We start from the raw sequence: 24,581 nt of genomic DNA, 5'->3' as shown, positions 1-24,581 counted from the left end.
AATTGGGGGCAAACGCTCACAGGACGCTATTCAGTTCAGGCGAACATGACACGTACCTCAGAAGCCTGACGGTCGAAACCGAGCAGAGGACGACGCTGCAGGTCGCTCGCGAAGAAATACGCGATGAGATTCGTTCGGGTTTGCGCGAGTGGAGCGGGCATATCGAACGCAGGCAGTTATTTGATGCAAGGATGCTCGCATCGGTTTCCTTCGCCGATAGCGACCTCGCGCTCCGCCCAAAGTTCCGGATGCAGGGAAGCTGGTCTTACCACACACTAAACCGTGCGACCCATACCCCTCCCCAAGAGATCGACCTGGACGATGGCGTGTTCCTGCCAGTCTGCTTCCTGAGCCAGAATGGCACTACCCATCCCGTCGTCGTAAGCGCTGGATACTTCACGGCAGTGGAACGGATCCTTACCCCGTTGTGCGAACGTAAGGGATGGACCCTCGTCACAGACAAGCCTTCTTGCGTTCGGGTCGAGATTGACGACGACGCGCACATCGACCTTGCGCTATATGCCATTCCCGACGACGAGTTCGAGGAGCTGCTCGAAAAAGCCGCGACATCGATGCAATTCGACACCAGAATGCTCGATGAAAATGTCTCCTTCGCTGAGCAGATCTATCCCCGCCTACCTACCGACCAGATCATGCTCGCACATCGTGAAGAAGGGTGGAAGCCGTCGGATCCGCGCAAACTCGAAGACTGGTTTCAGAGCGCCATCAACGAACATGGGCAGCAACTTCGGCGCGTCTGTCGCTATCTGAAAGGGTGGCGCGATTACAACTGGACCTCCTGCCGTCTCAGTTCGATCGCTCTGATGGCGTGCGTCGTCACTGCTTATGACGAAGCCGTTGGCTCGATTGCCGAGAATCGTGACGATCTCGCGCTGCAAATGGTGGCTAACCGCCTCCCGGAATTGCTGGAGCGCCGAATTCCGAATCCTGTGGTCCACGGGCAGTATCTAGATGAAGGCTGGACGCGCGAATGCCGCGCGGACTTCATCGCCAAGGCGCGCAATCTCGTGATGAGGATCGACTCGGCGCTGGCCGCCAACCAATCCGGGACGGTGATCGAGCACCTGCGTGCCGCGCTGGGCGACTATCTACCCGACGATGAAGATCTCGTCGTGATAGATGCTTCGATCGGTGCGCCGACTATTCTCAATTCCGGAATCCTCAAAGACTTTGCAGATCATCCCGATGCCCGAGAAGCGGTCAAAAAGGGTGGCGACGGCCGCTATGGCTGAGACGCCTGGCGCGGATCGAACGGACATCGAAGCCAAGGTCGGGAACTGGCTAACGGCGAATACGAGTGCTCGACCGCTCACGGACAGCGAACTGCAACGCTACATTGCTAGCGGCGCGCGCTGCGGATGGCGCCTTGACGTAGCAATACTCGACCAAGCGGTAGCGTTGGATTTGGTTCTCGATAAACGGTTTCCGCGCAGCCGGCCGAGGGTCGCGCTGGCCCAACCGCCGACGTTTCCAAGCTACCCGCACGTCGAGGAAGACGGGCGGCTCTGCATTATCGAGGACTGCGACGAGTTCGACCACAGCCAACCGGTCGCCATCGTGAAAGCTGTACTCGGCGGAGCCGCTGAAATTCTGGAGCATGGCATCGCTGGCACCAATCAAACAGAGTTCCAAAGCGAGTTCCTTTCCTACTGGAACCCCACGACGAAAGGCGGCACGATCCAAAGCCTGATCGACCCGTGCGGCGACACCCGTCGGGTCAGACTATGGCGATCCCAGGCTGGCTATTTCGTCGCCGAAGATCGTGCGACGTTGAACGCTTGGCTCACCAATCGAGCAGGCAAGGGCCTGAAACGCGATGCCGAATGCTCGTCGGCCTTTCTTCTTTGGTTCGACCAGCCTCTCCTGCCGTCGGATTACCCGAATACCCCAGACGACGTTCGTGCACTGGCCGCACGGCTCGGCGAAGCAGTATCGCATGATTTTGACAGGTTCCTGGGACACGAACAGCAAGATTGGGTCGTCGTGCTGGGCGCTCAGACTGACGACGGCCCCTGCTTTGCGGCCGTGACGGTTAAAGCGCACAAGGGCCACGGACGAAACGGACCGAAACGCGCCAAGGGGTTCCGCAAAGGCAAGGCACCACCTGCGATCGTTTTGGAGCAAGCCCGGCATGGAGTTCTCATGCGGCACCGTGTTGAACGAGCTGATCCTTGGTGGATCCACGGACGCGACGGCAATAGCGATCTTTCGATGCTCCGCGCTTCGCGCGTAGTGATGGTGGGTTGCGGTTCGCTCGGATCGCCGATCGCCCGGTTGCTTGCCCAAGCCGGCTTGGGTGAGATCGACCTCATCGACCCCGATCTGATGAAGCTCGAAAATACGAGCCGGCATGTCCTCGGCGCGAGGCAGTATCGTCAGAATAAGGCAGCGGCGCTTGCGCAGCGTTTGCAGCACGACTTTCCTCATTCACGCGCCACAGGACATCCGTCTGATTGGCAGAAGGTCGCGACCAATCAACCCGAAATCTTCCAGCAGGCGGACCTGGTCGTTTCAACCATCGGGAGCTGGTCGCACGAAGCCGAGTTCAACGCTCGGCAGATTGAGGCGGGATACCCCGCGACAACACTTTATGCCTGGGCTGAGCCCCATGCGGTCGGGGGCCATGCGGCACTGATCGGCGATACCGGAGGTTGCCTCGCTTGCGGCCTTTCAATGACCGGCGAAGCGCTTTTCCAGGTGGCAGATTTTCCAAGATCAACGCTCCAGCGGGAGGCGGCCTGTGGCAACCATTTCCAGCCCTACGGGGCATCGGAGATCGCGGTTATCGCCAGTATGGCCGCCGATCTCGCGCTAGACTATCTGCTCGGCCGCGCGGCTAGCACTACTTATCGGATTGTTAGCGGACGCGAGGCTTCCATCGGCCGGATAGGCGGTGCATGGACCGAGGATTGGCGCACCGCGACGCAGAACCGGCCCTCTGCGACGATGGTCGAGCGCACATGGCGGCACAATCTAGCCTGTCCCGTTTGCGGCAAGAGCGATCGGTGATGCTACACTATCCGATCGGCACGTCGGGCGAGATAATCCATTTTGAGCCGGCTGTGCTCGCTCATTTTGCACAGCATCGCCAGCTTCGCTTTTGGCACCGTGAAGCCGGCGGCCAACTTTTCGCCCGGATCGACGGGCAGCGCATTGTGGTGAGCGAGGCGACCGCACCTAGACCCAACGACAGACGAGGGCGCTTCTTTTTCGCTCCCGACCGCGCTTGCGAGCAAGCCGAGATCGACGCCATGTTCGCTCGTGATCTGCACTATATCGGCGACTGGCATACTCATCCTGAGCGCCGCCCGACACCATCCAGCCGCGATCACAAAACGATGTCGAGCCGGGTCCGTTTGTCCCGACACCATCTCGCCGGCTTTGTGTTCGTCATCGTCGGGCAGTTGCCGCCTCCCTGCGGACTGACGGTGATCGTCCATGATGGCGCGTCAGGGCATGTGCTGCTGCCGCACTACGGCAATTTACCCACTAACCCGGCGTAGCGTCAGTTGGCTCGAGGTGCTGGCCCGTGCATACCATTGCCGCAGGACCATATCAGCCGACCAGTTTTTGGCGCTAGAAGCCGATTCAGTCCAAGCTCTTCAATGATATTTGGTGCCTGAGTCGGGCCAAAAGACTAGGCTTAGCGACGCGGCGCATAGTGATCGTTCCGGCAGTGTTTAACGCTGCCTGTGCCTTGCGGTTGGTCCAGTAGTGCCCTGACAACTCGCCTGTTCGTTCAATATACTCGACAATTCCAGCCCCGTAGTGTTGACGCGTATCCGTTGGGGCCAGAACAGCGTTGTCTAGCTGGGCATAAACGTAGCTAAGTTCCGGTCGGTCAGGTCTTGCCCAACGCGGCTGCACAAAACGTGTGCGACTGACTTTGTTGGTTCCGTCAGGTGCAATTTCAATCGAGATTTCGAACAAGCTCGATTGGATAGTTACTGAAGCCATTGTTACCAATTCATCGGCATCGGTAAGCGGTGCAGCAAGGGCATCGAACTTAAGGCCTTCACCCTTGGCTGCCAAGTACATGCGCTGAACTTTCGGCCAATTTGATCTAATTTCGGCACGCCACTCCCCGTCTAGCCATGGGAACCACCAATATTTTGCGAAAGTGATAAAGTGCAGTGCGCGCAATATCGGACGAATCCCTAGCAATACAATTATACCACTAATCAGAAATGCAATCTTCGACGACCAACCGAGCAGATCGTGAGGGGTCTCAGCGTAGCCAAAACTTAGTAGCCCCACGCAGATTGCCACGACCAACAGTACGAGCGCGCTTAGAATGAGGCTTCGGTTCAGGGCGAAGATCATTTAAGATCCCTCCCCACTTGGGGCCGCTTTCCGTTGGCCCCACGATGGAATTTCTCCTGCCCGTGTTGAAAAATCGCTATACCGAAATCGTGGCTAGAGATCCCTGTCGCGAGCACACCAGGAAGTTTTGAGCCAAACAAAGCGGCAAGATAACGCCCGCCAAAGAGCTTTCTACGGTCTATGCACACATCGGGAGCAATAGGAGGCGAGAAATATTGAGCTACTTTTTCAATATTTAGTTGGGGCGTTAGTACATGAAATCCATCATGATGCTCGTGTGAAGGATGCGAGATATTCGCGAGTGCCGTAGCCGTATCGCCACTCTCGAGTACATTATTTGTCGGACGCAAATTCACTATAGGCAGAGCCTCGGAGGTCTGGGTCACAATTATCCCAACCCCAGAGAAATCGGCACCGGCACGGTTCTCCACTTCCTCCAGAAGCTTCACCATCTGCTCGATAAGATCATGGGGCTTGGAACGCATCATCGCGTCGGATTGGACGTAGTGGCACCCGAATGCAAGACTGCGACTGAGCGGCAACCGGTTCCGATGGCTTGGCTCCAGTTCGCAGTTTTCAGCAGTTGAGTCACCGATTGCCATTCAGGCGGCGAGGCAGGTAGCGTCAATGGACGCGCCGAGCACATAACACTATCCTTCCGACGCGATGTTTCACCTCCACTGCACCAAGAAACTGCTCGATCGGATCAAACCCGAGATCGCTGAGCCCGGACAAAGCGACACCGTGCTGGGCAACTGGTATGCCACCGTGCTGTTCTGGAAGCCGCAAGTAGCTTTGCTGGTCTCTGAGCGCACGCTGCTTCCCGTGCTTATGCCGCTTGCCCCGGCGGCCACGCTTGCACGACGATTCCGGGCGCAGCTGGCGCTGGTCCTGAAAGAGCACGGAGTGCCGTCCGAATTCATCGCTCAGGAAGTCTGGCGGATGGACAAGGTCAAATATGCAAAGACCGCGAACCGGAGCGTCGTCGGCATCCTCAATGAGTTCGTTAAGCAGGCCGAATTTTGGCTGGCTGCTTATGCCTATGAAAAAGGTGATGATGACGACCTTTTGGCGATTTCCGTCAAGCTAGCGGAGACACCTTGTAGCCCGCTGTACAATAGCCCAGTTTCGCCGGACAGAGCGCTTCATGAGCTCGTGAAGGATCGTGCGCAGACTTGAAGCGGCTGGTCAGACCCTTTCCCGGAGATCCTACATCCCAACTCATGCGGTCAGACAGCATCGGGCGGCAAATCGACGATACGGAAAACGGCTCCTGATCCGGCGTCACGCACGAGGTCAACTCGCCTGCCATCCCAGTGATAGTCGAGGTGCCGCCCCTGGACCGGATTCGACGCGCAATCCGGATAGAAAAGCGCAACGCATTCCCCACCCGTATGCCGGGTGCTCGGGTAGGCAATCCCGTCCGATCCTGCTGTCCTGAGGGACTGCGCGAGCGCCTGAGATGCTGCATAGCTGTCGGGATCGAGCGCCGGAACCGGCTCCCCCGCCTGAGGCCGGAGATCATGCAGGTCTGCATCGACCGTCATGACGATCTCCCGGAACTGCGAGGTCCAGCCAGGCACTTCCTTTGTCCGTACCATGAAGCGGGCATGGTGGTGGATCGTCTCGAAGAGTGCAGTTTCGAACCGGTCGCCAACGTAGAGCACACCGCAGCTGCCATCGGTGAAGCGGCTGGGCCGGTCAGTGCTGACGTGGGTAAATGGCGCCATGAGGTAAGAGGCCCCGTTGCCGCCGACGCGCCGGTCAACCGGAACGAGGTCGAGATTGCCGATCGTCGCCATGATGCGAGGATTGGTCTTCTGCTCTGCCGAGATCAGCAGCGGCCAGTCCGCAGGATCAGCGATATCCTCGAACAGATCGATGGGCGGAAAGGCACTGCGGATGATCCTGACAGCGCCCTTCCACTCAACTCGAGAAACCGGGATATCTGCCGCTTCGCTCACCAGCCGCCGCGCTCGGCGTCGAGATAGCGACGCACCCGCATGATGTCAGTAAGCTCACCGCCCAGCATCACGTCGAGCGCACTGGCTCCGCCAAACGCTTCATTCCCTGCCTTGATCCAGGTGTACCCGCGGGTCGCCTCCGAGAAGATGATGCGAAGCGCCTTGTGGATCCCCATGAGGTTGGAAAGACGCGCGCGCCCATCACGCGAAACGCGCCCGGGACCTTCCGCCTTCCATCGGCGATAGGAGCGCACTGGCATGTCGAGCAGCGTTGCCGCCTGCTCGTCGGTCAACTCCCATTTGCCGAACAGATTGAGGACTGCCCGGAACATGGCAGCTGCCTCGTCCTGCGTAATCGGATCGGGTCGGAAGGCGGTAACGGCAGTATCAATGGGTTGCAGAGCCAGCATGGCAGTTCTCCAAATGGCAGCATATACAGCGAATAATGCCATTTGGCAAGTAACTATGCCGATGATGCCAATCTTGCAATCACGCCCGCCGCGCCCTCGATCGGCACGAAGAGCCGGGTCTGATAGCGGATGATCTCGGTGAAGCAGCCTTGGGCTTTGTACCAGTCGAGGCGGGCTAAGCTCCAACCGGTGAGCTCAATTCGCTGTGAGCCATTTACCAGGCTGCGCTTGACCATGAGCTGCTCGCGTCCCGCAAATTCCACAGCCCGGCCAGTAGCTAGAACGGTCTGCACGATTTCATCGGAGGACAGCGTCAGCTCGCGTTCCAGACCCAGCGCTCGGCACAGTTCGGGCACGCAGTGGACGGGAACCTCCCGGCCGAGGAGCGAACGGCCATCCACTGCCGAGATATGGCTGACTTTAACGAAATCCGATGGCAGCTTGTCCCAGACCGGAAGCAGGAGACCTGTCGCGAGATAGAGGCGCTCGCGCTTGTGGCTGGTCCGCGCTTCCTCAACCTCGGCTGCCCAGGCCTCGTGGAAAGCGTCGACGGAAATGGCATCCCAGCTGCTCTCAGCGAGCTGATCCTCGGTGATGTGAGTGCGCTTCAACGGGCGCAGCAGTTCGAAGCGGGAAACGCGGGTGCCGTCATCAGCAAGAATGCTGCGGGCAGGCACGAGCAAGGCAACCCGGCCTGAGCGGGCATTTCGAACCGGCCGTTGCCGCTGCCCAGCGAGGCCGTGAAGCTCCTTGAGCCGCTTCAGCGTCAGCGGCTTCAGGGCTCTGGCGATTTCCAGTTCCAGCAGATGGGTGGTCGCGCCCGAGGCTGGATCTGTGCGCAGCAGCGTGTCAGACAGGACCGCGAAGTCCTCGACTGCGATTGTCTCCAGGCCGAGATCAAGTGTACCGGCTTGCCGGGCGGCGTCGATGCGTGCTTCGACCAGTCCCATGAACTCATCGAAGATCGCGTTCTGCAGGGCAATGGGAAGAGCAAGGATGCGATTGAGCCACCGTTGGATTGAGGGCAGGTCATCAACCATTGAACCGTCGGGGGCTTCGATCCGGAGGCCCGTAAGCTCCTGAAAACGCCCGAGGCTAACGGCTTCAAGCTTGCCGGTGAACAACAGCCCGAACCAGCGATGCAGCGCTTCCTTCGCATAGGTGCTTTCGAGATTGTCGGCGGGATCGAAGAGGTTCTGGCCGCCGGTCTGGCGTTGCCCGCGCGTCAGAGCGCCAAGGCTGTCCAGACGCCGCGCAATCGTCGAAATGAAGCGACGCTCACCGCGCACATCGGTTGTCACCGGCCTGAACAGCGGGGCCGAAGCCTGATTGGTCCGATTGGTGCGGCCAAGCCCTTGGATTGCGGCGTCAGCCCGCCAGCCCGGCTCGAGCAGGAAGTGGACGCGGCGGGCCTGGTTCTTCGCGGCCAGATCGGCATGGTAGCTGCGCCCGGTTCCCCCGGCGTCGGAAAAGACCAGTATGCGCTTGGCGCCGTCCATGAATGCCTGGGTCTCGGCGACATTGGCGCGCGGCGACCGGGATTGGAGTTTCTGACGACCATCTCGGCCGACGATGAGCCGGCGCGTGCGGCCAGTGACTTCCGCCACCTGGTCAACGCCGAAGCGTTCGATGATGGCATCAAGCGCTGTCGCGATGGGCGGCAAGGCGCACAGCTGTTCAATCATCCGGTCGCGCGCGGCAAGCGCGGAACGGCACAGCACCGGTGCGCCTTGCTCGTCAGTCATGGGCTCGGAGCGAGGATTGCCGTTTTCGTCGGTGAACACCGCCATCAGCCGGACAGGAAAGCTCTTTGCGAGATAGTCGATCACATATTCCCGCGGGGACAGGTCGATCTCGAGAGCTTCGCGCTCCTCGTCTGACAGGTCGGCAAGCCGGCGGTCGAGCATGGCTTCTGCCGTTGAGACGAGCTGAACGACGACAGCATACCCATCGGCAATCACTGTGTCGATCGCGGGCAGCAGGCTCGGGAGCTTCATCGACAGAAGCAGCTGCGCGAAGAAGCGCTGCTTGGTCCCCTCGAAGATCGACAGCACTGCGGACTTGGCACCCGAGTTGAGCGTCCCGCCGGTTTCGCTGTCTACGATCCGCGTGGCCTCCAGCGCGTCGCGGAGGTTGGCATGGATGATCGCCCAGGCCTCGGCATAGGCATCGTAGACCATGATCTGATCCTCGGTCAGGCAATGCTCGAGGATTTCATACTCGACACCGGCGAACGAAAGGGCCCGGGCCGTGTAGAGGCCGAGCGATTTGAGATCGCGCGCGACCAGTTCCATGGCTGCAATTCCGCCATCGCGAATATCGGCAACGAAGGCCTCACGATTGGCAAACGCGGTCTCCGGACCCCAGAGCCCAAGGCGCGTGGCATAGGCCAGGTTGTTGACGTCGGATGCGCCGGTGGCCGAGGCGTAGAGCACGCGTGCTCGCGGCAGGAGATTCTGCAGGCGGACGCCAGCGATACCCTGCTCAGAGCCCTTGACCTTGCCCCGCGATCCTTCGCCGCCAGCGGCATTTGCCATCGCGTGCGCTTCGTCGAACACGATAACGCCGTCGAAATCTTCACCGGCCCAGGCGAGGATCTGGTCAAGCCGCGTTGCGTCGCTTCGGCCCGAACGCAGCGTCGGATAGGTCACGAAGAGGATTCCGTCGCGCATGGCGATGGGGGTGCCGAGTTTCCAGGACGCCAGCGGTTGGATGTCGATCGGGAGGCCGCCAAGCGCAGCCCAGTCGCGCCGGGCATCTTCGAGCAACGCCTCGTTCTTCGAAATCCAGATATGGCGGCGTTCGCCGCGCACCCAGCGGTCGAGAATGACGCTCGCAACCTGACGGCCCTTCCCGGCACCTGTTCCGTCCCCGAGGAAATAGCCCTGTCGATACACCTGACCTTCCGCCGAGGCCTTGAGCGAGCAGCCCTTGTCCTCGGGCTCGAACCGGCCGGGAAGATCGCGGGCGTGAGCGCTGGCGGCGTAGATCAGGGTCTCTGCCTGGGCAGCAGACAGCAACCCCTTGGCGATAAGCCCGTCGGGCAGCTGCGGCACCGCGTCGGGCTTGGGTGCGGCGATCGACCCCATGGCAACAGACTCGACGAGCGGCGTCGGATGCTCGGCCGCGCCATCGATCACAATCCTGCTCGGGCGATAGGGCAGATAGTGGCCAACCTGTGGGGCAAGCAGCGCAGGGGTTTCGAGCGACTGATAGGTGAGCGACCCGATGGCGGAGGCTCGGGGCGTGATCCTGGCTGGTGTCGGCAGCGGCCTGCGCGGCACCGCCACCAGGCGAAACGGCGCACGAGCCGGGAGGCTCGATTGCTCGGGAACGGCATCCAAGATGGCGCGATCCGGCAAGGCATCGACAATATCGACCAGTCGGCGAAAGTCTTTTGTGCGGATGGCGACAGGCTCATTGGAGTCTTCCACCTTGTCGAAGACCAACAGCCGCGTGGTAATGCCGGTGCCCTGCCTGACGAACGCACGTTCGACCGCGGCATTGAGCCTCAGCGAAACTGGCCCTTTCGCCCCGGCCAAAAACCGCACGCAGTCGAACCATTCAGGCATGATCGCGACAAGCCGCCCCCCGGACGCCAGACGGTTCCAGGCCGATCGCAGATGCCTCGCCCCAGTGCGGCCATCGTGGCCTCGCTCGATCCCGTGAGAATACGGCGGGTTCATCAGAACGACGCTGGGGCTGATGGCCGGATCGAGCAGTTCGTCGATCAGCTCGGCATCATGTCCGGTCACGCGGGCAGCCGGGAACACAGCAGTCAGACAGTCGCGGCGCAGCGGCGAGATTTCGTTCAAGGCAAGGCGCGTTCCGGCTTTTATAGCCCAGACTGCGAGCATACCCGTTCCGGCCGAGGGTTCGAGTACAAGCTCATCGACGCTCAGCGCGCAAGCCCGGGCAGCGAGCCAGGCGAGGCGCGGCGGCGTTGCGAATTGCTGCCATTCGATCTGCTCGTCGCTGCGATTGGTTTGGGTCGGAATTCGGTCATCAAGGCAGCAGAAGAACTGATCCGCCTCGTCGATCGGGCTCGAGAGCAGGATTTGATCTGATGCTTGCAGGTGTTGAACCTGCGCCAGCTCGAGCGCAGCGTGAGCATCACGGACTGACCATGCTCCGAGTGCATCGGTTCCGCCGAAGTGGTCCGTCATCGTGCGGTTGATGTCGCTGCGCGAAAGCGCGCTGCCTGCTGCCAATTGTACCGCCATTGCTGAGGCTGCCGTCACGACAAGCGGCGGAGATGGTGGATCGAATGCGAAAGCGAGGGAAGAGTTGGACATGGGAAACCTCCTGACGAGGTCCTGCGTCTCGCAGGCCTCAATCAGCCGAAGGCCCCCTCCCCTCTGGCATGCTGATCAGGTTTCGCGAGCGAGCCTTGCCTTGAGTTCGTCATTCCAGTCGAAACCGGCGGACGCTGGCGCTCGCGACTGGATCACCCGGCATGACGCAGAATATGCCTTTAGGGCGCGCTGATTTGCGAGCTCGCCACCTGCATCATTGTCGATGAACAAATGAAGCTCGCGCACACTCTCTGGAATCGCGACGAGGCCGAACCGCTCGTTACCAAGCGTTGCCCAACAAGGGACGCCAAACATCTGCGTGGCTGACAGGGCGCTTTCGATACCTTCGGCAAGGCCCAACCGGCCTGCGGCCGGGGGGGCAAGTCTGACTGCACCACAGCCGAGACTTCCCAGTGCACGCTTGGGCCGATCGAAACCGGCGAGCTTTGCGTTCGGCGCGTCGAGAAATGTCCTGTGTATCGCGATTATGCCGATGTCAGTCGTGACCGCCGCCAACATGGCCGGCAGGAATTGGACAGCCCCGCGCGGCCCGAGGGGCGTTCGCTCGAGATAACGGAGCTGATCAGAGGCACGCAGGATCCCGCGCTGCGCGAGGTATCCTTCGGCAGGGCCGTCGGAGATCGCCGTCGCCGAGTGCCACAAACGCCGCGCGTTGGAATTGAAGGTCCTTTTTTCCAGTCGATCAGCGGCAACCGCACCCGAGCCATCGAACAGGTCACGGCTGCGAACACCCTGGCGGTCAAGCGCGGCTATGACCTCCTCGTTCGAGCATCCCGCGAAGCAATGAAACAGGATCGCTTTGCGCCCCAGTGTCACGCTCAGCGAGGGAGTGCGGTCGTCGTGTGCGGGGCAGCAGCACATGCCTTTGCCCCGACTCCATGTACCCTGAAGGCTTTCGACGATCGTGCGGGCGCGGCGTTCGAGTTGATGAACTTTGTCTAACGGGGGCATCGACCTTCTCCGGTTAAGGTGCCCTCCCCGCGCAGCCTCCGCTCTGCACTCGCGCCATTCCAATTTTCCTACATCGCTTGTTCTTTATATGTTCTCACTCGATTCGGCTAGACAAGGATCGAGAAATGACAATCAGAACTCTCTTGATCGCGGCCATCGCGATCACTTCTGGTATCCCGGCCAGTGCTCAGGACATAACAGCGCCAGCTACGAACGGCGCTGCGGCCAGCCACTCCGAAGGCATTCGGATTGCGGAAGCATCAAACGGCTTTCAACTGGTCGAGCATGGGCTCTGGCGTTCCTCGCAGACCGCCCCAGCACCGCGCCTGTCAGTGGCGGACGATGGCCGGGTCAACCTGCCATACAGATACGAACCCAATGCCAAGCCAGCCCCATCCGGGTTTCGGCGAGCAACCTACTTGCCTCACATCTATGCCGCGGAGGCGAAGTACTCATTGCCCGCGGGCCTGCTTGATGCGCTCGTATGGACAGAATCTCGATACAACCCCTTTGCCGTCAGCCCTGCAGGCGCAGCAGGTCTTGGACAGCTGATGCCAGCCACGGCCAAAGAACTCGGGGTCTTCAATCGCTTCGATCCTATGGCCAACATCTTCGGCGCGGCGCGGTATCTGCGGCAGATGCTCGACAAGTTCGGCGTGGTTCACCTCGCGGTGGCTGCCTACAATGCGGGTCCCGGCGCCGTGGAACGCGCAGGTGGCATTCCCCGGAATGGCGAGACGCCCGGATATGTTCGAGAGGTCCTTCGACAATGGCGTTTCTAAAGATCGACCCACAATGGCCAGAGCACGGTCATCATGCTGCGGTCTCTAGCTGGACGGGTTCGTAGCGGTTGCGAACCCCTGTGAGATTAGCCGTCTTTGACTTCGACTGGGTACTTGGCTGCAATCTGCATTACCTCCTTACCCCACAGCGCCAACGCCTCCCGTTTCTCGTTGGTATACTGGTGACGGTGATAGACCCCAGCGACGCCAGCCATAGCTGATCCTGACTGGTGATTGAGGACCGCCTCAGAAACCACCAACGGTATACCAAGACGCTGGAGTCCGGTCGCCACCGTCCGTCGAATATCATGCATTGTGAAGTGTCCGGCCTCGTAGCCGAGCTTCTCGTCCACGCTTCCTCTGATCCGTTTCCAGGCCTTGGATAGTCCGCTGACACTGTTCGTATTGGTGACCTTCGAAGCCAACAGGATCTGGGATTGCTTATGAGCGTCATCGGGGTCAATCCCAGCAGCCCGGAATATCTCGGTGATCACTGCAAGAGCCTGGGCGGATATTGGCACCACATTGGCCTTGCCGTTTTTTGCTCGATCACCCGGGACAGTCCAGACCTTGGCTTTGAAGTCGAACTCGTCGCACGCCGCATCAAGCACTTCACCTCTGCGTTGAGCCGTAAGGATAAGCATCTGCACGAGATGGCCGAATGGATAGCCATCCTCGACCGCAGATTGCCAAAGCGCAGCAAGCTCACGGTCGCTGAGTACACGGTCGCGAGGCTCATTCCGCTTCGGCCGCCACGCATCTCGGCAGGGGTTGGCCGGCATATGCTCAAGTCTGGTGAGCGCCCACGTGTAGAAGGTCGAAAGATGGCGATACACGATGCGTGCCATCGTCAGGGTTTCCTTGCCCCGCTCGAATGCAATCTTCTCAACGAAGCGGCTCACGTCACTTCGGGTAATGGAGTCCGCGAGCCGGTCTCCAATCTCCGGCTCAATGTACTTTCGGAAGACCCGATCGAACTCCCTCGCGCTCCGTTTTTTGCCCTCGATCTGCTGAGCAAGGTACGTCTCGTAGAGCTCCGCGACTGTCCCGACGCCTTTTGATCCCTTCCTTTTTGCGCCCACTTTTCTGGCGATGCTCTTGCCCTGCTCGACATCGACAAGCAGATCGCGCGCCTTCTTTCGGGCATGGGCCAGTGTAAAGCTTGGCCCATGGCGTCCGATTGTCACATTCAACCATTTGCCCTGAACCCGCTTGCGCAGAATGTACGTCTTGATACCACTGGCACCCATGCGGAGCCTAAGTCCGGGTACGATACCATCGGCGAGCTCAATCTGACCCGCAGTCGGCGCCTTCAGCCCTGCGATCTTTGCATCCGTCAAACCTACTTTGTTCGCCATATGTACCTGCTACCTTAGGTAGCTTTTTATAGTGGATACTGGCGAACATTTCAAGAACAATGCGGATTATGAATCGCAGATTTCCGCCATTTCTGGACCCATGTGGACGCGCTAGGACCCTCTGATCATGGCTCTTAATCAGCGGGTCCTAGGTTCGAGCCCTAGTGCGTCCACCATTATCTCTTGAAATTGGTCCGACGGTTTCGCCGATAGGGAGCCGTGGGCGTCGCCTTCGACCTGAGGACGAAACCCACGCAATCACCTTCGAACATTCGCGGCCGTTCGTCCGTCACTCGGCGTCGGCCATCTTTTCGATGTCGCGGGCAAAGGCCGAGAAGCCGGCGGTCAGGATCACCGCAGCAAGGGGCAGCGCGATCCCCGTTACGAGCGCGATCGAATAGCGCAGTGCGCCATCGTCCATGAACAGATGATCGGTCAGCAATGCGATCAGCATCGGACCGAAACCCAGCCCGACCAGATTGACGACGAAAAAATAGAGCGCGGTCGCGCGCGCGCGATATTCGTTGGGCGTGATGAACTGCAGCGCCACCGTGCCGACGCCGTGCATTGTAAGCATGGGGAAAGCGACGGCGAGCAGGATGAAAGCCAGCGGCGGGTTCGGCATGAGCACAGCCGCTAAAAGGGGCGGCCCGCCCAGAAGGATAGAAAGGCGCATCACGCGCAGATGGGCGTCGGTCCGGCCCCGCGCGAACATCCGGTCAGCCAGCGTCCCGCCGAGCACGAGACCGGCCGCCCCGCCGGTCGCCATGATCAGGCCGAACCACAGGCCCGCCTGCGACACGTCCATGCCATAGGTCCGCGCGAAGAAGGTCGGCACCCACGCGATCACGCCGTACATGACGAGGCCGATCAGGGACATGCCGGCGAACAGCGCGCCAAGCGCGACCCTCTGTGCCCTGAGATGCGCCACAAAACCGGGCGCCGCCGCCTCGCGCGGCCCGGCGTCAGCCCTGGCCATGCCGCGCCGCAGCGGTTCGCGAAGCGTGAGCAGCAGCAGGCAGACGAGAATCCCCGGCGCTGCAACCCACAGGAAAATGGTACGCCAAGCCTCGACCGGACCGACCAGCGGCAGATGGACCATCGGCGCCGCAAGGACGGCCTGGACGACGAAAGAGCCGAGGATCATCGCAACCCCCGACCCCAGCGGCACGCCGATCGAATAGACCGCCATCGCGCGCGCGAGCCGATCACGCGGGAAAGTGTCGCTGAGCATCGAATAGGCGGCCGGCGACAGCGCCGCTTCGCCAACCCCCACCCCCATGCGCGCGAGGAACAGCGTCGCATAGCTTCCGGCGAAACCGCATCCCGCCGTCATCGCGCTCCACAGAGCGACGCCGATCAGGATGAGCTTCCGCCGGTTCCAACGATCGGCGATCCACGCGATCGGCAAGCCGAGCAAGGTGTAGAAAAGCGCGAATGCCAGCCCGATGAGCAGGCTGACCTGCGTGTCCGAAATGTCGAGCGCCGCCCGGATCGGCGCGACAAGCAGGGTCAGGATCATACGGTCGATGAACGACAAGGTGTAGGCGAGCAGCAGGACAGCAACGGTGTACCAGGCATAGGCGGGTCGCGGGAAATCGGCGGTATCGCCCGCGTCGGTCACGCGTCCGTGGAGATCACCCTGTCCCGCGTTTCCGCCCGCCATCGCACCCATCTCCCCGGCAGCCGCCCGCTCTTGCATCGCAAGTCAGCCTGTTATATAGAAACATATACTTAGAACACTAAGTAAATTTGTGACCGAGTCAAGCGCGATCGGGAAGCAAAATAACAAAACGGCTGGGAGAGTTGAGATGGCAAAAAACGGAAGGAAGCAGTCTGCCCTGTTTTTGACGGGCGTGGCCCTCGCCGCGATGCCCGCGGCGGCGACTGCACAGGATGCGGCAGCGGATAACAGCGGCGATATCATCGTCACCGCGCAGCGGCAGGAACAAAGGCTACAGGACGTCCCTGTGTCGGTCACCGCCTTCGGGGCCGAGCAGCTTCGCGACAACAGCATCGAGACCGTGCAGGACATCGCAATCCGCACCCCCGGCCTGGCGATCAGCGCGGTCGACCCGGTCAACACAAACTTCGCGATGCGCGGCATCGGCAGCGCGCCCGGGATCAGTCAGAATGCAGGCGGCGACCCATCGGTCGTTGTCTTCATCGACGGCGTTTACGCCGGCCGCGGCGGCACCCCCGATCTCGACGCGCTGGACCTCGAACGCGTCGAGGTGCTGCGCGGACCGCAAGGCACGCTGTTCGGGAAAAATGCAATCGGCGGGCTCGTCCAGTTCGTCAGCCGCAAGCCCACCGACGAAGAAAGTTTCCACTTCGAAGGCACCTATGGCAACTACAACCGCGTCGGGGTGATCGCGCGCGGCAACATGGCGCTCACCGACAAAATCTATCTGTCGGCGGGCCTGTCGCATAAACAGCGCGACGGCTTCGAATATAATGAAACCACGGGCAACGACGTCAACGATCTCAACCTGACGACAGGCCGCGCCGCGCTCCGCTTCGTGCCCACCGACACGCTCGACATCATCCTGCGCGCCGACGTCTCGCGTCAGGACCAGAAGGGCAACCCACGCCACAATAATTGCGATGCCACCTTTGCCGGTGGCATCCATTGCGTCGGTATCAACCCCGACCCGCGCGTCGTGAACGCCTATATCGACGGCGAGGTCAAACGGACGATCCAGACCTATTCCGGCGAGGTCAACCTCGACCTTCCGTTCGGGACGCTGACCTCGCTCACCGCGCTCCGCAAGGTCAAGTTCAACTTCGTCACCCCCTTCTTCAGCAACCCGATCAATCCGCCGGACCAGATCGAATCGACCAGTTTCGGCCAAGAAAACAACAGCCAGTTCAGCCAGGAACTGCGCCTCAGCTTCGATGCACTGGACGGCAAGCTGAAAGGCCAGACGGGCGTCTACTATTTGAAGGAAAACAATGATCGCATAGAGGGCCAGATCCAGGATTTCCCGACTCCGGCGGGATCGGGAACCGGCATCTACCCCCAGTCGGTCCATGCCCGCAGCATCGCGGTCTTCGGTCAGTTCGATTACGAAATCGTCCCGTCGCTGGTCGCGACGGTCGGAGCGCGCATGACGTGGGAGCGCAAGAGCGGCCGCTTCGCGGGCTACAAGGCCGACGACGGCCCGGGCCTTCCGCCGCCGCTCGGTTCGCTCGCCGGCTATGACGTGACCGGCAAGAAGAGCTGGAAAGCCTTCACGCCGCGGTTTGCACTCAACTGGAAAGCGACCGACGACGTGCTGCTCTATGGATCGATCGCGCGCGGCTACAAGAGTGGCGGCTTTCAGGGGCTTTCGGGCACTGCCGCGGGCGCATCGACCCCCTATGATCCCGAATTCGCGTGGAGCTACGAACTGGGTGCGAAGACCGACTGGTTCGATCGCCGCCTGCGGTTCAACGTCGCGGCGTTCCGCACGGATTATTCGGACCTCCAGATCTCGCAGCTCGTCCCGCTCTGCTGCGTCGTCGTCAGCAACGCGGCCAAGGCGCGGATCAAGGGCATCGAGGTCGAAACTGTCGTCAGGCCCTTCGACGGCTTCCAGCTTGACGGCAGCTATGCCTGGCTCGACGCGAAGTTCACCGAATATACGATCCCGGGGCAGAATTACACGGGCAACCGGCTGCCGCGCTCGCCGAAGAACAAGTTCAATATCGGCGGCCAGTATGAAGCCGCGATCGGCGACCTGTCGGCCAAGCTGCGCGTCGATTACAGCTGGGTCGACGATGCCTATTTCGAGGCATCGAATATTCCGCAGCAGCTGTGGCCCAGTCACGAAAATCTGGATGCGCGCCTCTCGCTAGGGGCGCCCGACAAGCGCTGGGAAATCTCGCTGTGGGGCAAGAATCTGACCAACGCGCTGGTCCCGACCTACGTCACCTACTTCGGCCCCTATCGCCAGACGCTCACCCCCTATGCCCCGCCGCGGACCTATGGCGTGACGCTGGCCTTCGGCATCTGAGTTCTGGCGCGGCGGGATCATCTCCCGCCGCGCCGACCGGTTCGACGAGAGGATGAACGATGGATAGTCCCGAATTCCGCTACCTTTGCTCCTACCGCGCCGCCTTTACCGAGCCGCAGCAACAGATTGGAACCGCCCATTTCGGGCGCCGGATGATCGCAGCGCTCACGGGCGGCGAAGTCGAAGGCGAGCGTTTGCGCGGCCGCGTGATGCCGAGCGGCGGCGACTGGGCGACGATCGACAGCAAGGACACGCTTCGCCTCGATGCGAGGATCACCTTCGAAACCCATGATGGGGCGTTGATCTACGTATCGTATCGCGGCGTCTTGCGACCGCTGTCGGTGGCGCATCGGCACGCCCGGAACGGCGGGCCGCAAACCGCCGACGAGCGCAAGGAAATCTATTTCCGCACGACTCCGATGTTCGAAACCGGCGACGAACGCTATGCGTGGCTCAACGACATGGTCGCCGTAGGCTTGGGCGCGAGTGTCGGCGGCGCCGTCCGCTACGACGTCTTCGAACTGCTATAATGTCCCGCGAGGCGGTGCCCGACCGAGCGCGCGCCGTCCGGCAGCGTGGCCGGAAAGCGCGCTAACCTTCGCTTTCGCTGATGTCCTCGAGCAGATCGGCGTCGAGGACGCGTACGCGCCCCTGTTCGAGCGCGATGATCCCCGATTCCTCCCAGCTGCGAAGCTGGCGGTTGATATGTTCGCGGCTCATGCCCGCGAAATTGCCAAGTTCGGTCTGGCTGAGTTCGACCTTATGCTCGGCATCGACGCTATCCTTGCGGATCAGGCGCTTGAGGTAGCGCGCCAGGCGCGGTCCCGAGGCATAGGCGCGGTCGCTTTCGATCGTCTGGTCGGCGGTGCGCAGGCGGCGCGCAAGCTGCTGGAGCAGCGACCAGGCGAAGTCGGGATGGCTGGCGGCGAAATCGCGCATCGCGTTGCGTCCGAGTTGCAGCGCGCTGCCGGCGCTGGTCGCGACCACCGACGCGGTGCGTTCGCCGCCGTCGAGTAACGCGATCTCGCCCAGGACGGCGCCCGGCTCGGCATAGGCCAGCACGATCTCGCGCCCGCCTGCGGTCAGCATCGACACGCGCGCCGTGCCTTCGGTCAGGATCAGCATGATGTCGCCCGGGTCGCCCTGGACGAGCAGTTCCTTGCCCTTGGCAAAGTTGATCTGCACCGCGCGGCTGGCGATATCGGACCAATCCTCCAGCGACAGGCCGGAAAAGATGCTGTCAGGCCCCTGAAGCTCGGCGAGTTTCGCGTGATCCATGGGCCCCCTTCCCCTGTTGATCCGTCAGACGAGCCGGCTCTGCTTCACCGCGGCCTCGATGAATCCCTTGAACAGCGGATGCGGATCGAAGGGCTTCGACTTCAGTTCGGGGTGAAACTGCACCCCGATGAACCACGGATGGTCCGGACGTTCGACGATTTCGGGTAACATGCCATCGGGCGACATGCCAGAAAAGACGAGACCGCCGCTTTCGAGCCGGTCGCGATAGGCGCCGTTGACTTCATAACGGTGGCGGTGGCGCTCGCTGATGTCGTTCGCGCCATAGATGGTCGCGACATGGCTGTTGGGCGACAGCTTCGCCTCATAGGCGCCAAGCCGCATCGTCCCCCCAAGATCGGTGTTTGCGCCGCGCTTCTGCAGTCCCTCGGCGCTCATCCATTCGGTGATCAGGCCGACGACGGGTTCGTCGGTCGGGCCGAATTCGGTGCTCGAGGCTTTCTCGATCCCGCTCGTGTTCCGCGCCGCCTCGATGCACGCCATCTGCATGCCGAGGCAGATGCCGAAGAAGGGGACGCCGCGCTCGCGCGCGAATTTGACGCTCTCGATCTTGCCTTCCGAACCGCGCTCGCCGAAGCCGCCGGGCACAAGGATGCCGTGCATCGGCTCGAGCTGCGCAGCGAGATCGTCGCCGCGCTCGAACATTTCGGCGTCGAGCCAGCGGATATTGACCTTCACCCGGTTCGCCATTCCGCCGTGCGCCAACGCCTCGTTGAGCGATTTATAGGCATCGGGCAGCGACACATATTTGCCGACCACCCCGATCGTCACCTCGCCTTCGGGGTGCCGCTTGCGGTCCATGATGTCGTACCAGGCGGTCAGGTCGGGTTCGCGCACGTCGTGCAGGCCAAACGCGCGCAGCACTTCGCTGTCGAGCCCTTCGCCATGATATTGCACGGGCACCGAATAGATCGAGTCGGCGTCGAGCGCCGGGATCACCGCTTCCTTCCGCACGTTGCAGAATTGCGCAATCTTGGCGCGTTCGCCCTCGGGCAGCGGCTTTTCGCATCGGCAGAGCAGAATGTCGGGCTGGACGCCGAGCGAAGCAAGTTCGCGGACGCTGTGCTGCGTCGGCTTGGTCTTCAATTCGCCCGCTGCGGCAATATACGGCACCAGCGTGACATGCACCGACAGCGTCTTGTCGCGACCCTCTTCGTTGCGAAGCTGACGGATCGCCTCGATGAATGGCAGCGATTCGATATCGCCGACGGTGCCGCCGATTTCGCACAGAACGAAATCGAGATCGTCGGTTTCGGCGCGCGCGAAGGCCTTGATCGCGTCGGTGACGTGCGGGACGACCTGCACGGTCGCGCCCAGATAGTCGCCGCGGCGCTCCTTAGTGATGATGTCGCGATAGATGCGGCCCGAGGTGACATTGTCGCTCTGCCGCGCAGCAACGCCGGTAAAGCGTTCATAATGGCCGAGATCGAGGTCGGTTTCGGCCCCGTCGTCGGTCACATAAACCTCGCCGTGCTGATAGGGCGACATCGTGCCCGGATCGACGTTGAGATAGGGATCGAATTTCCGAATGCGGACGCGATAACCCCGCGCCTGCAACAGAGCCGCAAGGCTAGCCGCCATCAAACCTTTGCCAAGGGAGGAGACCACGCCGCCGGTGATAAAAATGAACCGCGCCATGGGAGGAAAGACTTACTCAAAGGGTGGGTGACGGCGCAAGCCGTCGAATCGCATCCCGCGGAAAAAATTCCGCAGCATGCGGGGACGAAGCTGGAAGCCGAGCTTCCGGTTATTTCTTGGCGGGAGCCTGCTCGGCCGGAGCGTTCTGATTTGCAGCGGCAGCGGCGGCGGCAAGCGGATCGTCGCTTACCGGCGCGGCCGGAGCACCTTGAGCGGGCTGCTGCGCCGGGCCGGTCAGCGGCGCTGCGCCCCCGCTCGGCTGCTGCGCGGTCTTCGACAAAGAGGTGTCGAGCGCTGTAGTGCCGGCGCTGCCGACCGACGCCATGGCGGCCAGAACGATCGAAAGGCCGACGAACAGCGTCGCCAGCACGGTCGTCGCGCGGGTCATGAAGTCTGCGGCGCCGCGGGCCGAGAGCAGGCCTGCCGGGCTACCGCCGACACCCAGGCCGCCACCTTCCGACTTCTGCATCAGGATGACGCCGATCATCGCGGCGGCGACGAGCGCCTGAACGACGAGCAGGAAGGTAAAGAGGCTGGACATCGAATTTTCCCGAAAGCGTTGGTTGGCGCCGGATGGGCCGTGCTTGCGGCGCACATAGAGACGAAGCGCCTCCGCTTCAACCCACAGCGTGCGCCGCGCGTCAGCCGAGCGTCGCCGCCGCCGCGACGATCGGCAGGAATTTCTCCGCGGTCAGGCTCGCCCCGCCGACAAGCGCGCCATCGACGTCGCCCGCCCCAAGCAGTTCGGCGGCATTGTCGCCGTTGACCGAACCGCCGTAGAGCAGCCGCATCGCCGCCGCCGCATCGGCGCCGACCTGCGCATCGAGCTGCGCGCGGATCGCGCCGTGCATCGCCGCGACATCGCCGACCGTCGGCACCAGTCCGGTACCGATCGCCCAGATGGGTTCATAGGCGATGGCGAGCCGCGCCGGATCGAATTCGGCGGGCAGCGACCCCGCGACCTGCGCCAATACATAGTCGATCGCGCCGCCCGATTCGCGCACGCCGCGCGGTTCGCCAACACAAAGGATCACCGCAAGTCCGGCTGCCATTGCCGCCTCGGCCTTGGCCCGCACATCGACGTCGCTCTCACCAAAACCTTCGCGGCGCTCGCTATGGCCGACGATGACGAGTACGGCCCCGGCATCGGCCAGCATCGGCGCCGACACCGATCCCGTGTAGGCACCCGATGCCGCGCTGTGGCAATCCTGCCCGCCGACCGCCCCGCCCGGCGCCGCCGCCGCCATCGCGGCCACCAGCGTGAAAGGCGGGCACAGGGCGACATCGACCGCACCGTGCGCGCGCGCGCCATCGAATATCGCCCGCGCCTCGTCGATCGAGGCGGCAAGTCCATTCATCTTCCAGTTGCCGACCACATATTTGCGCCGTGCCATCATTTCCTCTCCTGCGATCGAGCCGTTGCGCCGAGCCCTAGCGGCGGTGGGGATCGAAAGGCAAGCCGCGCCTCACCACAGCGAGAAAAGGGGCTTTCCCGCCTTGATGCCCGCCGCCTCCCCGCCTAAAGCAACGCCGAAACCGCGCGCAATGCGCCACGCCGAAAGAAATGCTCCTCCATGATTACCGCAATCCGTCGCCTTTTCGGATCCCGGCTGGGCAAGGCCCTCGCATTGGGCTTCGTCATCCTCATCGGCGTCGGCTTTGCGCTTGCCGATGTGACCGGCAATTCGAGCTTCGGCGGGCTCGGCGGCGCCAATGTCGCGCGGGTGGGCAAGGAGAATATCGGCATCGGCGATCTGCGCGAGCGCGTTCGCAACGCCTATAATCAGGCGCGCCAGCAACAGCCCACGCTAACCATGGCTGCGTTCGTCGAATCGGGCGCGGTCGATCAGGTGCTCGACCAGATGATCGACGGGCTGGCGTTCGAACAATTCGCCGACAAGCTGGGCTTCGGCGTCAGCAAGCGGCAGATCGACGGGCGCATCGCCGATATCCCCGCGTTCGCCGGCGTATCGGGCAAGTTCGACCAGACCCGCTACGAAGCCTTTCTGCGCGAGAATAATCTGAACGAGGCGCAGGTGCGGACCGAGATCAAGCAGCAGTTGCTGCTCGAACAGCTGGGCGCGCCGATCGGCAAACTGCCAACGATCGCGCCGGGCGTTGCGCAGCCCTATGCCGCGCTGCTGCTCGAAAAGCGCGCCGGTCAGGCCGTCTACATCCCCTCTGCGCCCTTCGCGCCGACCGCCGACCCCGGCGATGCCGCGCTCAAGACCTTCCTGTCGAAAAACAAATCCAAATTCACCGTGCCCGAACGCCGCGTACTGCAATATGCGCTGTTCGACCGTAGCGCGGTCCCGGTTCCGGCAGTCACCGACGCCGAGATCGCCGCCGCTTACAAGGCCAATGCCGCCCAATATGCAGCGAGCGAGACGCGGCGCTTTGCGCAGGTCATCGCGCCCGATCAGGCGACCGCCAACAGCATCGCGGCGAAGGCGCGGGGCGGCGCCACATTGTCGGCAGCGGCGCAGGGTTCGGGCCTCGCGGCTTCGACCAGCGGCGAACAGACGCTGGCCGCCTTCACCAGCGCGACGTCGGACGCAATCGCCAAGGCGGCCTTTGCGGCCAAGCGCGGCGAAATCGTCGGGCCGCTGCAGTCCGGGCTTGGCTGGACCGTGCTGCGCGTCGAGGATGTCATTGCCAAGCCCGCGCGCACGCTGGCCGATGCGACCCCCGAAATTCGCGAGGAACTGGCCAAGAACAAGGCGAATGAAGCGATCGTTGATTATTACAACCAGGTCCAGGACGCCGTGAACAGCGGCGCGTCGATCGAGGAGATCGCAGCCGACCGCAAGCTCAAGCTGGTTCAAACGCCCGCCATCCTGCCGAGCGGCCGCGCGCCGAACGAACCCGGCTTCGCGCTGCCCCCTGAACTCGCGCCGATGGTTGGTCAGGCCTTCCAGGTCGCCGGCGAAGGCGAATCGCAACTTGCAACGCTGGTCGAGAATGAGAAATTCGCGGTCTATTCGGTTAAGTCGGTCGTCGCCGCGGCGCCGCCGCCCTTCGACCAGATCCGCAGCGCCTTGCTCGCCGAATGGCGCCTGTCCGAAGGCCAGAAGGTCGCGCGCGACAAGGCCCGTGCGATCGTGAAGGCGGTCGAAGGCGGCAAGAGCCTGGCCGATGCGACGCGCGCAGCCGGCCCCAATCTGGGCAATGTCCAGACCATCGGCGGGCTGCGCGGCGACATGGGCCGCGATGGCAAGCCGGTGCCGCCCGAACTCGCCCTGCTCTTCTCGATGGCGAAGGGCAGCGTCAAGACGCTCGAAATCCCCGGCAACCGCGGCTGGATGGTCCTGTCGCTGACCGAGGTGAACCGCCCCGATCCCAAGCAGATAGAGCCTGCGCGCATCGCCGCGATGGCGCAGCCGCTGTCGCAGGCCTTCGGCAACGAACTGGTCGAACAGCTCGCTGCCGAGGCGAAGCGCCGCATCGGCGTGAAGATCAACAAGGATCTCGTCACCCAGCTCACCAGGGAGCTGACCGGCGCGTCGCCGGTCGGCGAATAACCC

20 protein-coding genes are annotated in these 24,581 nt (G+C 62.1%); 8 read left to right on the top strand and 12 right to left on the bottom strand.

Translation table 11 applies throughout. The features are described 5' to 3' along the window. Nucleotides 1-2 precede the first annotated feature (2 nt). Genes L0963_RS05325 through L0963_RS05315 form a run of 3 tightly spaced genes read left to right on the top strand, consistent with a single transcriptional unit; the run spans nucleotide 3 to nucleotide 3,524 of the window. Nucleotides 3-1,253 (top strand): CBASS cGAMP synthase, encoded by a 1,251-nt coding sequence (locus tag L0963_RS05325; protein WP_234178681.1) that lies wholly within the window; start codon nucleotides 3-5, stop codon nucleotides 1,251-1,253. Further along, nucleotides 1,246-3,030 (top strand): ThiF family adenylyltransferase, encoded by a 1,785-nt coding sequence (locus tag L0963_RS05320; protein WP_234178680.1) that lies wholly within the window; start codon nucleotides 1,246-1,248, stop codon nucleotides 3,028-3,030. The genes L0963_RS05325 and L0963_RS05320 overlap by 8 nt, the downstream gene beginning before the upstream one ends. Further along, on the top strand, nucleotides 3,030-3,524 hold the full coding sequence (locus L0963_RS05315) for a Mov34/MPN/PAD-1 family protein (RefSeq protein ID WP_234178679.1): 495 nt from the start codon (nucleotides 3,030-3,032) through the stop codon (nucleotides 3,522-3,524). Before L0963_RS05320 ends, L0963_RS05315 begins: the two co-directional genes overlap by 1 nt. An 85-nt stretch (nucleotides 3,525-3,609) precedes the next feature. On the opposite strand, the gene L0963_RS05310 is transcribed toward L0963_RS05315, so the two are convergent. Both L0963_RS05310 and L0963_RS05305 read right to left on the bottom strand, forming a co-directional pair. Beyond that, complete coding sequence (locus tag L0963_RS05310) at nucleotides 3,610-4,344, bottom strand: hypothetical protein (protein WP_234178678.1); 735 nt, start codon at nucleotides 4,342-4,344, stop codon at nucleotides 3,610-3,612. After that, the gene (locus tag L0963_RS05305; RefSeq protein ID WP_234178677.1) at nucleotides 4,341-4,832 is read right to left on the bottom strand and encodes a diadenylate cyclase; all 492 of its coding nucleotides are present in this window, start codon (nucleotides 4,830-4,832) and stop codon (nucleotides 4,341-4,343) included. Before L0963_RS05305 ends, L0963_RS05310 begins: the two co-directional genes overlap by 4 nt. Before the next feature lie 178 nt (nucleotides 4,833-5,010). Here L0963_RS05305 and L0963_RS05300 point away from each other — a divergent pair, with 178 nt between their 5' ends. After that, the gene (locus tag L0963_RS05300; RefSeq protein ID WP_234178676.1) at nucleotides 5,011-5,523 is read left to right on the top strand and encodes a DUF6933 domain-containing protein; all 513 of its coding nucleotides are present in this window, start codon (nucleotides 5,011-5,013) and stop codon (nucleotides 5,521-5,523) included. Between the two features lie 50 nt (nucleotides 5,524-5,573). Here L0963_RS05300 and L0963_RS05295 read toward each other — a convergent pair whose 3' ends face one another. The 4 genes from L0963_RS05295 to L0963_RS05280 form a co-directional block, all read right to left on the bottom strand. Next, nucleotides 5,574-6,308 (bottom strand): RES family NAD+ phosphorylase, encoded by a 735-nt coding sequence (locus L0963_RS05295; protein ID WP_234178675.1) that lies wholly within the window; start codon nucleotides 6,306-6,308, stop codon nucleotides 5,574-5,576. Then, entirely contained in the window at nucleotides 6,305-6,718 is a 414-nt protein-coding gene (locus tag L0963_RS05290; protein ID WP_234178674.1) for an MbcA/ParS/Xre antitoxin family protein, read from the bottom strand. The genes L0963_RS05295 and L0963_RS05290 overlap by 4 nt, the downstream gene beginning before the upstream one ends. A 53-nt stretch (nucleotides 6,719-6,771) precedes the next feature. After that, entirely contained in the window at nucleotides 6,772-11,013 is a 4,242-nt protein-coding gene (locus tag L0963_RS05285) for a strawberry notch family protein (protein WP_234178672.1), read from the bottom strand. A gap of 75 nt (nucleotides 11,014-11,088) precedes the next feature. Beyond that, complete coding sequence (locus L0963_RS05280; RefSeq protein ID WP_234178670.1) at nucleotides 11,089-11,985, bottom strand: DUF7146 domain-containing protein; 897 nt, start codon at nucleotides 11,983-11,985, stop codon at nucleotides 11,089-11,091. A gap of 125 nt (nucleotides 11,986-12,110) precedes the next feature. On the opposite strand from L0963_RS05280, the gene L0963_RS05275 reads away from it, so the two are divergent. Then, a complete protein-coding gene (locus L0963_RS05275) occupies nucleotides 12,111-12,767 on the top strand; it encodes a lytic transglycosylase domain-containing protein (RefSeq protein WP_234178668.1) in 657 nt (218 codons plus the stop codon). An 86-nt stretch (nucleotides 12,768-12,853) separates the two neighbouring features. On the opposite strand, the gene L0963_RS05270 is transcribed toward L0963_RS05275, so the two are convergent. Together L0963_RS05270 and L0963_RS05265 are read right to left on the bottom strand one after the other, a co-directional pair. Then, entirely contained in the window at nucleotides 12,854-14,125 is a 1,272-nt protein-coding gene (locus L0963_RS05270; RefSeq protein WP_234178666.1) for a tyrosine-type recombinase/integrase, read from the bottom strand. 289 nt (nucleotides 14,126-14,414) lie between these two features. Further along, nucleotides 14,415-15,791, bottom strand: a complete 1,377-nt coding sequence (locus L0963_RS05265; RefSeq protein WP_186402208.1) for a spinster family MFS transporter — start codon at nucleotides 15,789-15,791, stop codon at nucleotides 14,415-14,417. A 190-nt stretch (nucleotides 15,792-15,981) separates the two neighbouring features. Between L0963_RS05265 and L0963_RS05260 the strand changes: the two genes are divergently transcribed. Both L0963_RS05260 and L0963_RS05255 read left to right on the top strand, forming a co-directional pair. Next, on the top strand, nucleotides 15,982-18,123 hold the full coding sequence (locus tag L0963_RS05260) for a TonB-dependent receptor (RefSeq protein ID WP_234179097.1): 2,142 nt from the start codon (nucleotides 15,982-15,984) through the stop codon (nucleotides 18,121-18,123). A gap of 59 nt (nucleotides 18,124-18,182) precedes the next feature. Next, entirely contained in the window at nucleotides 18,183-18,653 is a 471-nt protein-coding gene (locus L0963_RS05255) for a DUF3237 domain-containing protein (RefSeq protein WP_186402210.1), read from the top strand. Nucleotides 18,654-18,714: 61 nt separating this feature from the next. Here the strand turns inward: L0963_RS05255 and L0963_RS05250 are convergent, their stop codons facing one another. The 4 genes from L0963_RS05250 to tpiA all read right to left on the bottom strand — a co-directional run bounded on the left by L0963_RS05250 (nucleotide 18,715) and on the right by tpiA (nucleotide 22,451). After that, nucleotides 18,715-19,401, bottom strand: coding sequence for a Crp/Fnr family transcriptional regulator (locus L0963_RS05250; RefSeq protein ID WP_003043848.1), 687 nt, complete (start codon nucleotides 19,399-19,401; stop codon nucleotides 18,715-18,717). Between the two features lie 24 nt (nucleotides 19,402-19,425). Then, on the bottom strand, nucleotides 19,426-21,057 hold the full coding sequence (locus L0963_RS05245; RefSeq protein WP_040589978.1) for a CTP synthase: 1,632 nt from the start codon (nucleotides 21,055-21,057) through the stop codon (nucleotides 19,426-19,428). A gap of 109 nt (nucleotides 21,058-21,166) precedes the next feature. After that, nucleotides 21,167-21,598 (bottom strand): preprotein translocase subunit SecG, encoded by a 432-nt coding sequence (secG, locus tag L0963_RS05240; protein WP_040589980.1) that lies wholly within the window; start codon nucleotides 21,596-21,598, stop codon nucleotides 21,167-21,169. Nucleotides 21,599-21,698: 100 nt separating this feature from the next. After that, nucleotides 21,699-22,451 carry a triose-phosphate isomerase gene (tpiA, locus tag L0963_RS05235; protein ID WP_186402532.1) on the bottom strand — a complete coding sequence of 251 codons (753 nt, stop codon included), beginning with the start codon at nucleotides 22,449-22,451 and terminating at the stop codon, nucleotides 21,699-21,701. A 180-nt stretch (nucleotides 22,452-22,631) separates the two neighbouring features. On the opposite strand from tpiA, the gene L0963_RS05230 reads away from it, so the two are divergent. Next, complete coding sequence (locus L0963_RS05230) at nucleotides 22,632-24,578, top strand: peptidylprolyl isomerase (protein WP_186402211.1); 1,947 nt, start codon at nucleotides 22,632-22,634, stop codon at nucleotides 24,576-24,578. Nucleotides 24,579-24,581 lie beyond the last annotated feature (3 nt).

This window comes from Sphingopyxis sp. NFH-91 (genome assembly GCF_021401285.1).
GTDB classification, from domain to species: Bacteria; Pseudomonadota; Alphaproteobacteria; order Sphingomonadales; family Sphingomonadaceae; genus Sphingopyxis; species Sphingopyxis terrae_A.
This window is presented reverse-complemented; position numbering and strand designations above follow the sequence as displayed.

Excerpts from the sequence above, each read along its gene's own strand:
- L0963_RS05320 (WP_234178680.1), top strand. The coding sequence starts at position 1,246 with ATGGCTGAGACGCCTGGCGCGGATCGAACGGACATCGAAGCCAAGGTC.
- L0963_RS05315 (WP_234178679.1), top strand. The coding sequence starts at position 3,030 with ATGCTACACTATCCGATCGGCACGTCGGGCGAGATAATCCATTTTGAG.
- L0963_RS05310 (WP_234178678.1), bottom strand. The coding sequence starts at position 4,344 with ATGATCTTCGCCCTGAACCGAAGCCTCATTCTAAGCGCGCTCGTACTG.
- L0963_RS05305 (WP_234178677.1), bottom strand. The coding sequence starts at position 4,832 with ATGATGCGTTCCAAGCCCCATGATCTTATCGAGCAGATGGTGAAGCTT.
- L0963_RS05300 (WP_234178676.1), top strand. The coding sequence starts at position 5,011 with ATGTTTCACCTCCACTGCACCAAGAAACTGCTCGATCGGATCAAACCC.
- L0963_RS05290 (WP_234178674.1), bottom strand. The coding sequence starts at position 6,718 with ATGCTGGCTCTGCAACCCATTGATACTGCCGTTACCGCCTTCCGACCC.
- L0963_RS05285 (WP_234178672.1), bottom strand. The coding sequence starts at position 11,013 with ATGTCCAACTCTTCCCTCGCTTTCGCATTCGATCCACCATCTCCGCCG.
- L0963_RS05280 (WP_234178670.1), bottom strand. The coding sequence starts at position 11,985 with ATGCCCCCGTTAGACAAAGTTCATCAACTCGAACGCCGCGCCCGCACG.
- L0963_RS05275 (WP_234178668.1), top strand. The coding sequence starts at position 12,111 with ATGACAATCAGAACTCTCTTGATCGCGGCCATCGCGATCACTTCTGGT.
- L0963_RS05270 (WP_234178666.1), bottom strand. The coding sequence starts at position 14,125 with ATGGCGAACAAAGTAGGTTTGACGGATGCAAAGATCGCAGGGCTGAAG.
- L0963_RS05265 (WP_186402208.1), bottom strand. The coding sequence starts at position 15,791 with ATGGCGGGCGGAAACGCGGGACAGGGTGATCTCCACGGACGCGTGACC.
- L0963_RS05255 (WP_186402210.1), top strand. The coding sequence starts at position 18,183 with ATGGATAGTCCCGAATTCCGCTACCTTTGCTCCTACCGCGCCGCCTTT.
- L0963_RS05250 (WP_003043848.1), bottom strand. The coding sequence starts at position 19,401 with ATGGATCACGCGAAACTCGCCGAGCTTCAGGGGCCTGACAGCATCTTT.
- L0963_RS05245 (WP_040589978.1), bottom strand. The coding sequence starts at position 21,057 with ATGGCGCGGTTCATTTTTATCACCGGCGGCGTGGTCTCCTCCCTTGGC.
- secG (WP_040589980.1), bottom strand. The coding sequence starts at position 21,598 with ATGTCCAGCCTCTTTACCTTCCTGCTCGTCGTTCAGGCGCTCGTCGCC.
- tpiA (WP_186402532.1), bottom strand. The coding sequence starts at position 22,451 with ATGGCACGGCGCAAATATGTGGTCGGCAACTGGAAGATGAATGGACTT.
- L0963_RS05230 (WP_186402211.1), top strand. The coding sequence starts at position 22,632 with ATGATTACCGCAATCCGTCGCCTTTTCGGATCCCGGCTGGGCAAGGCC.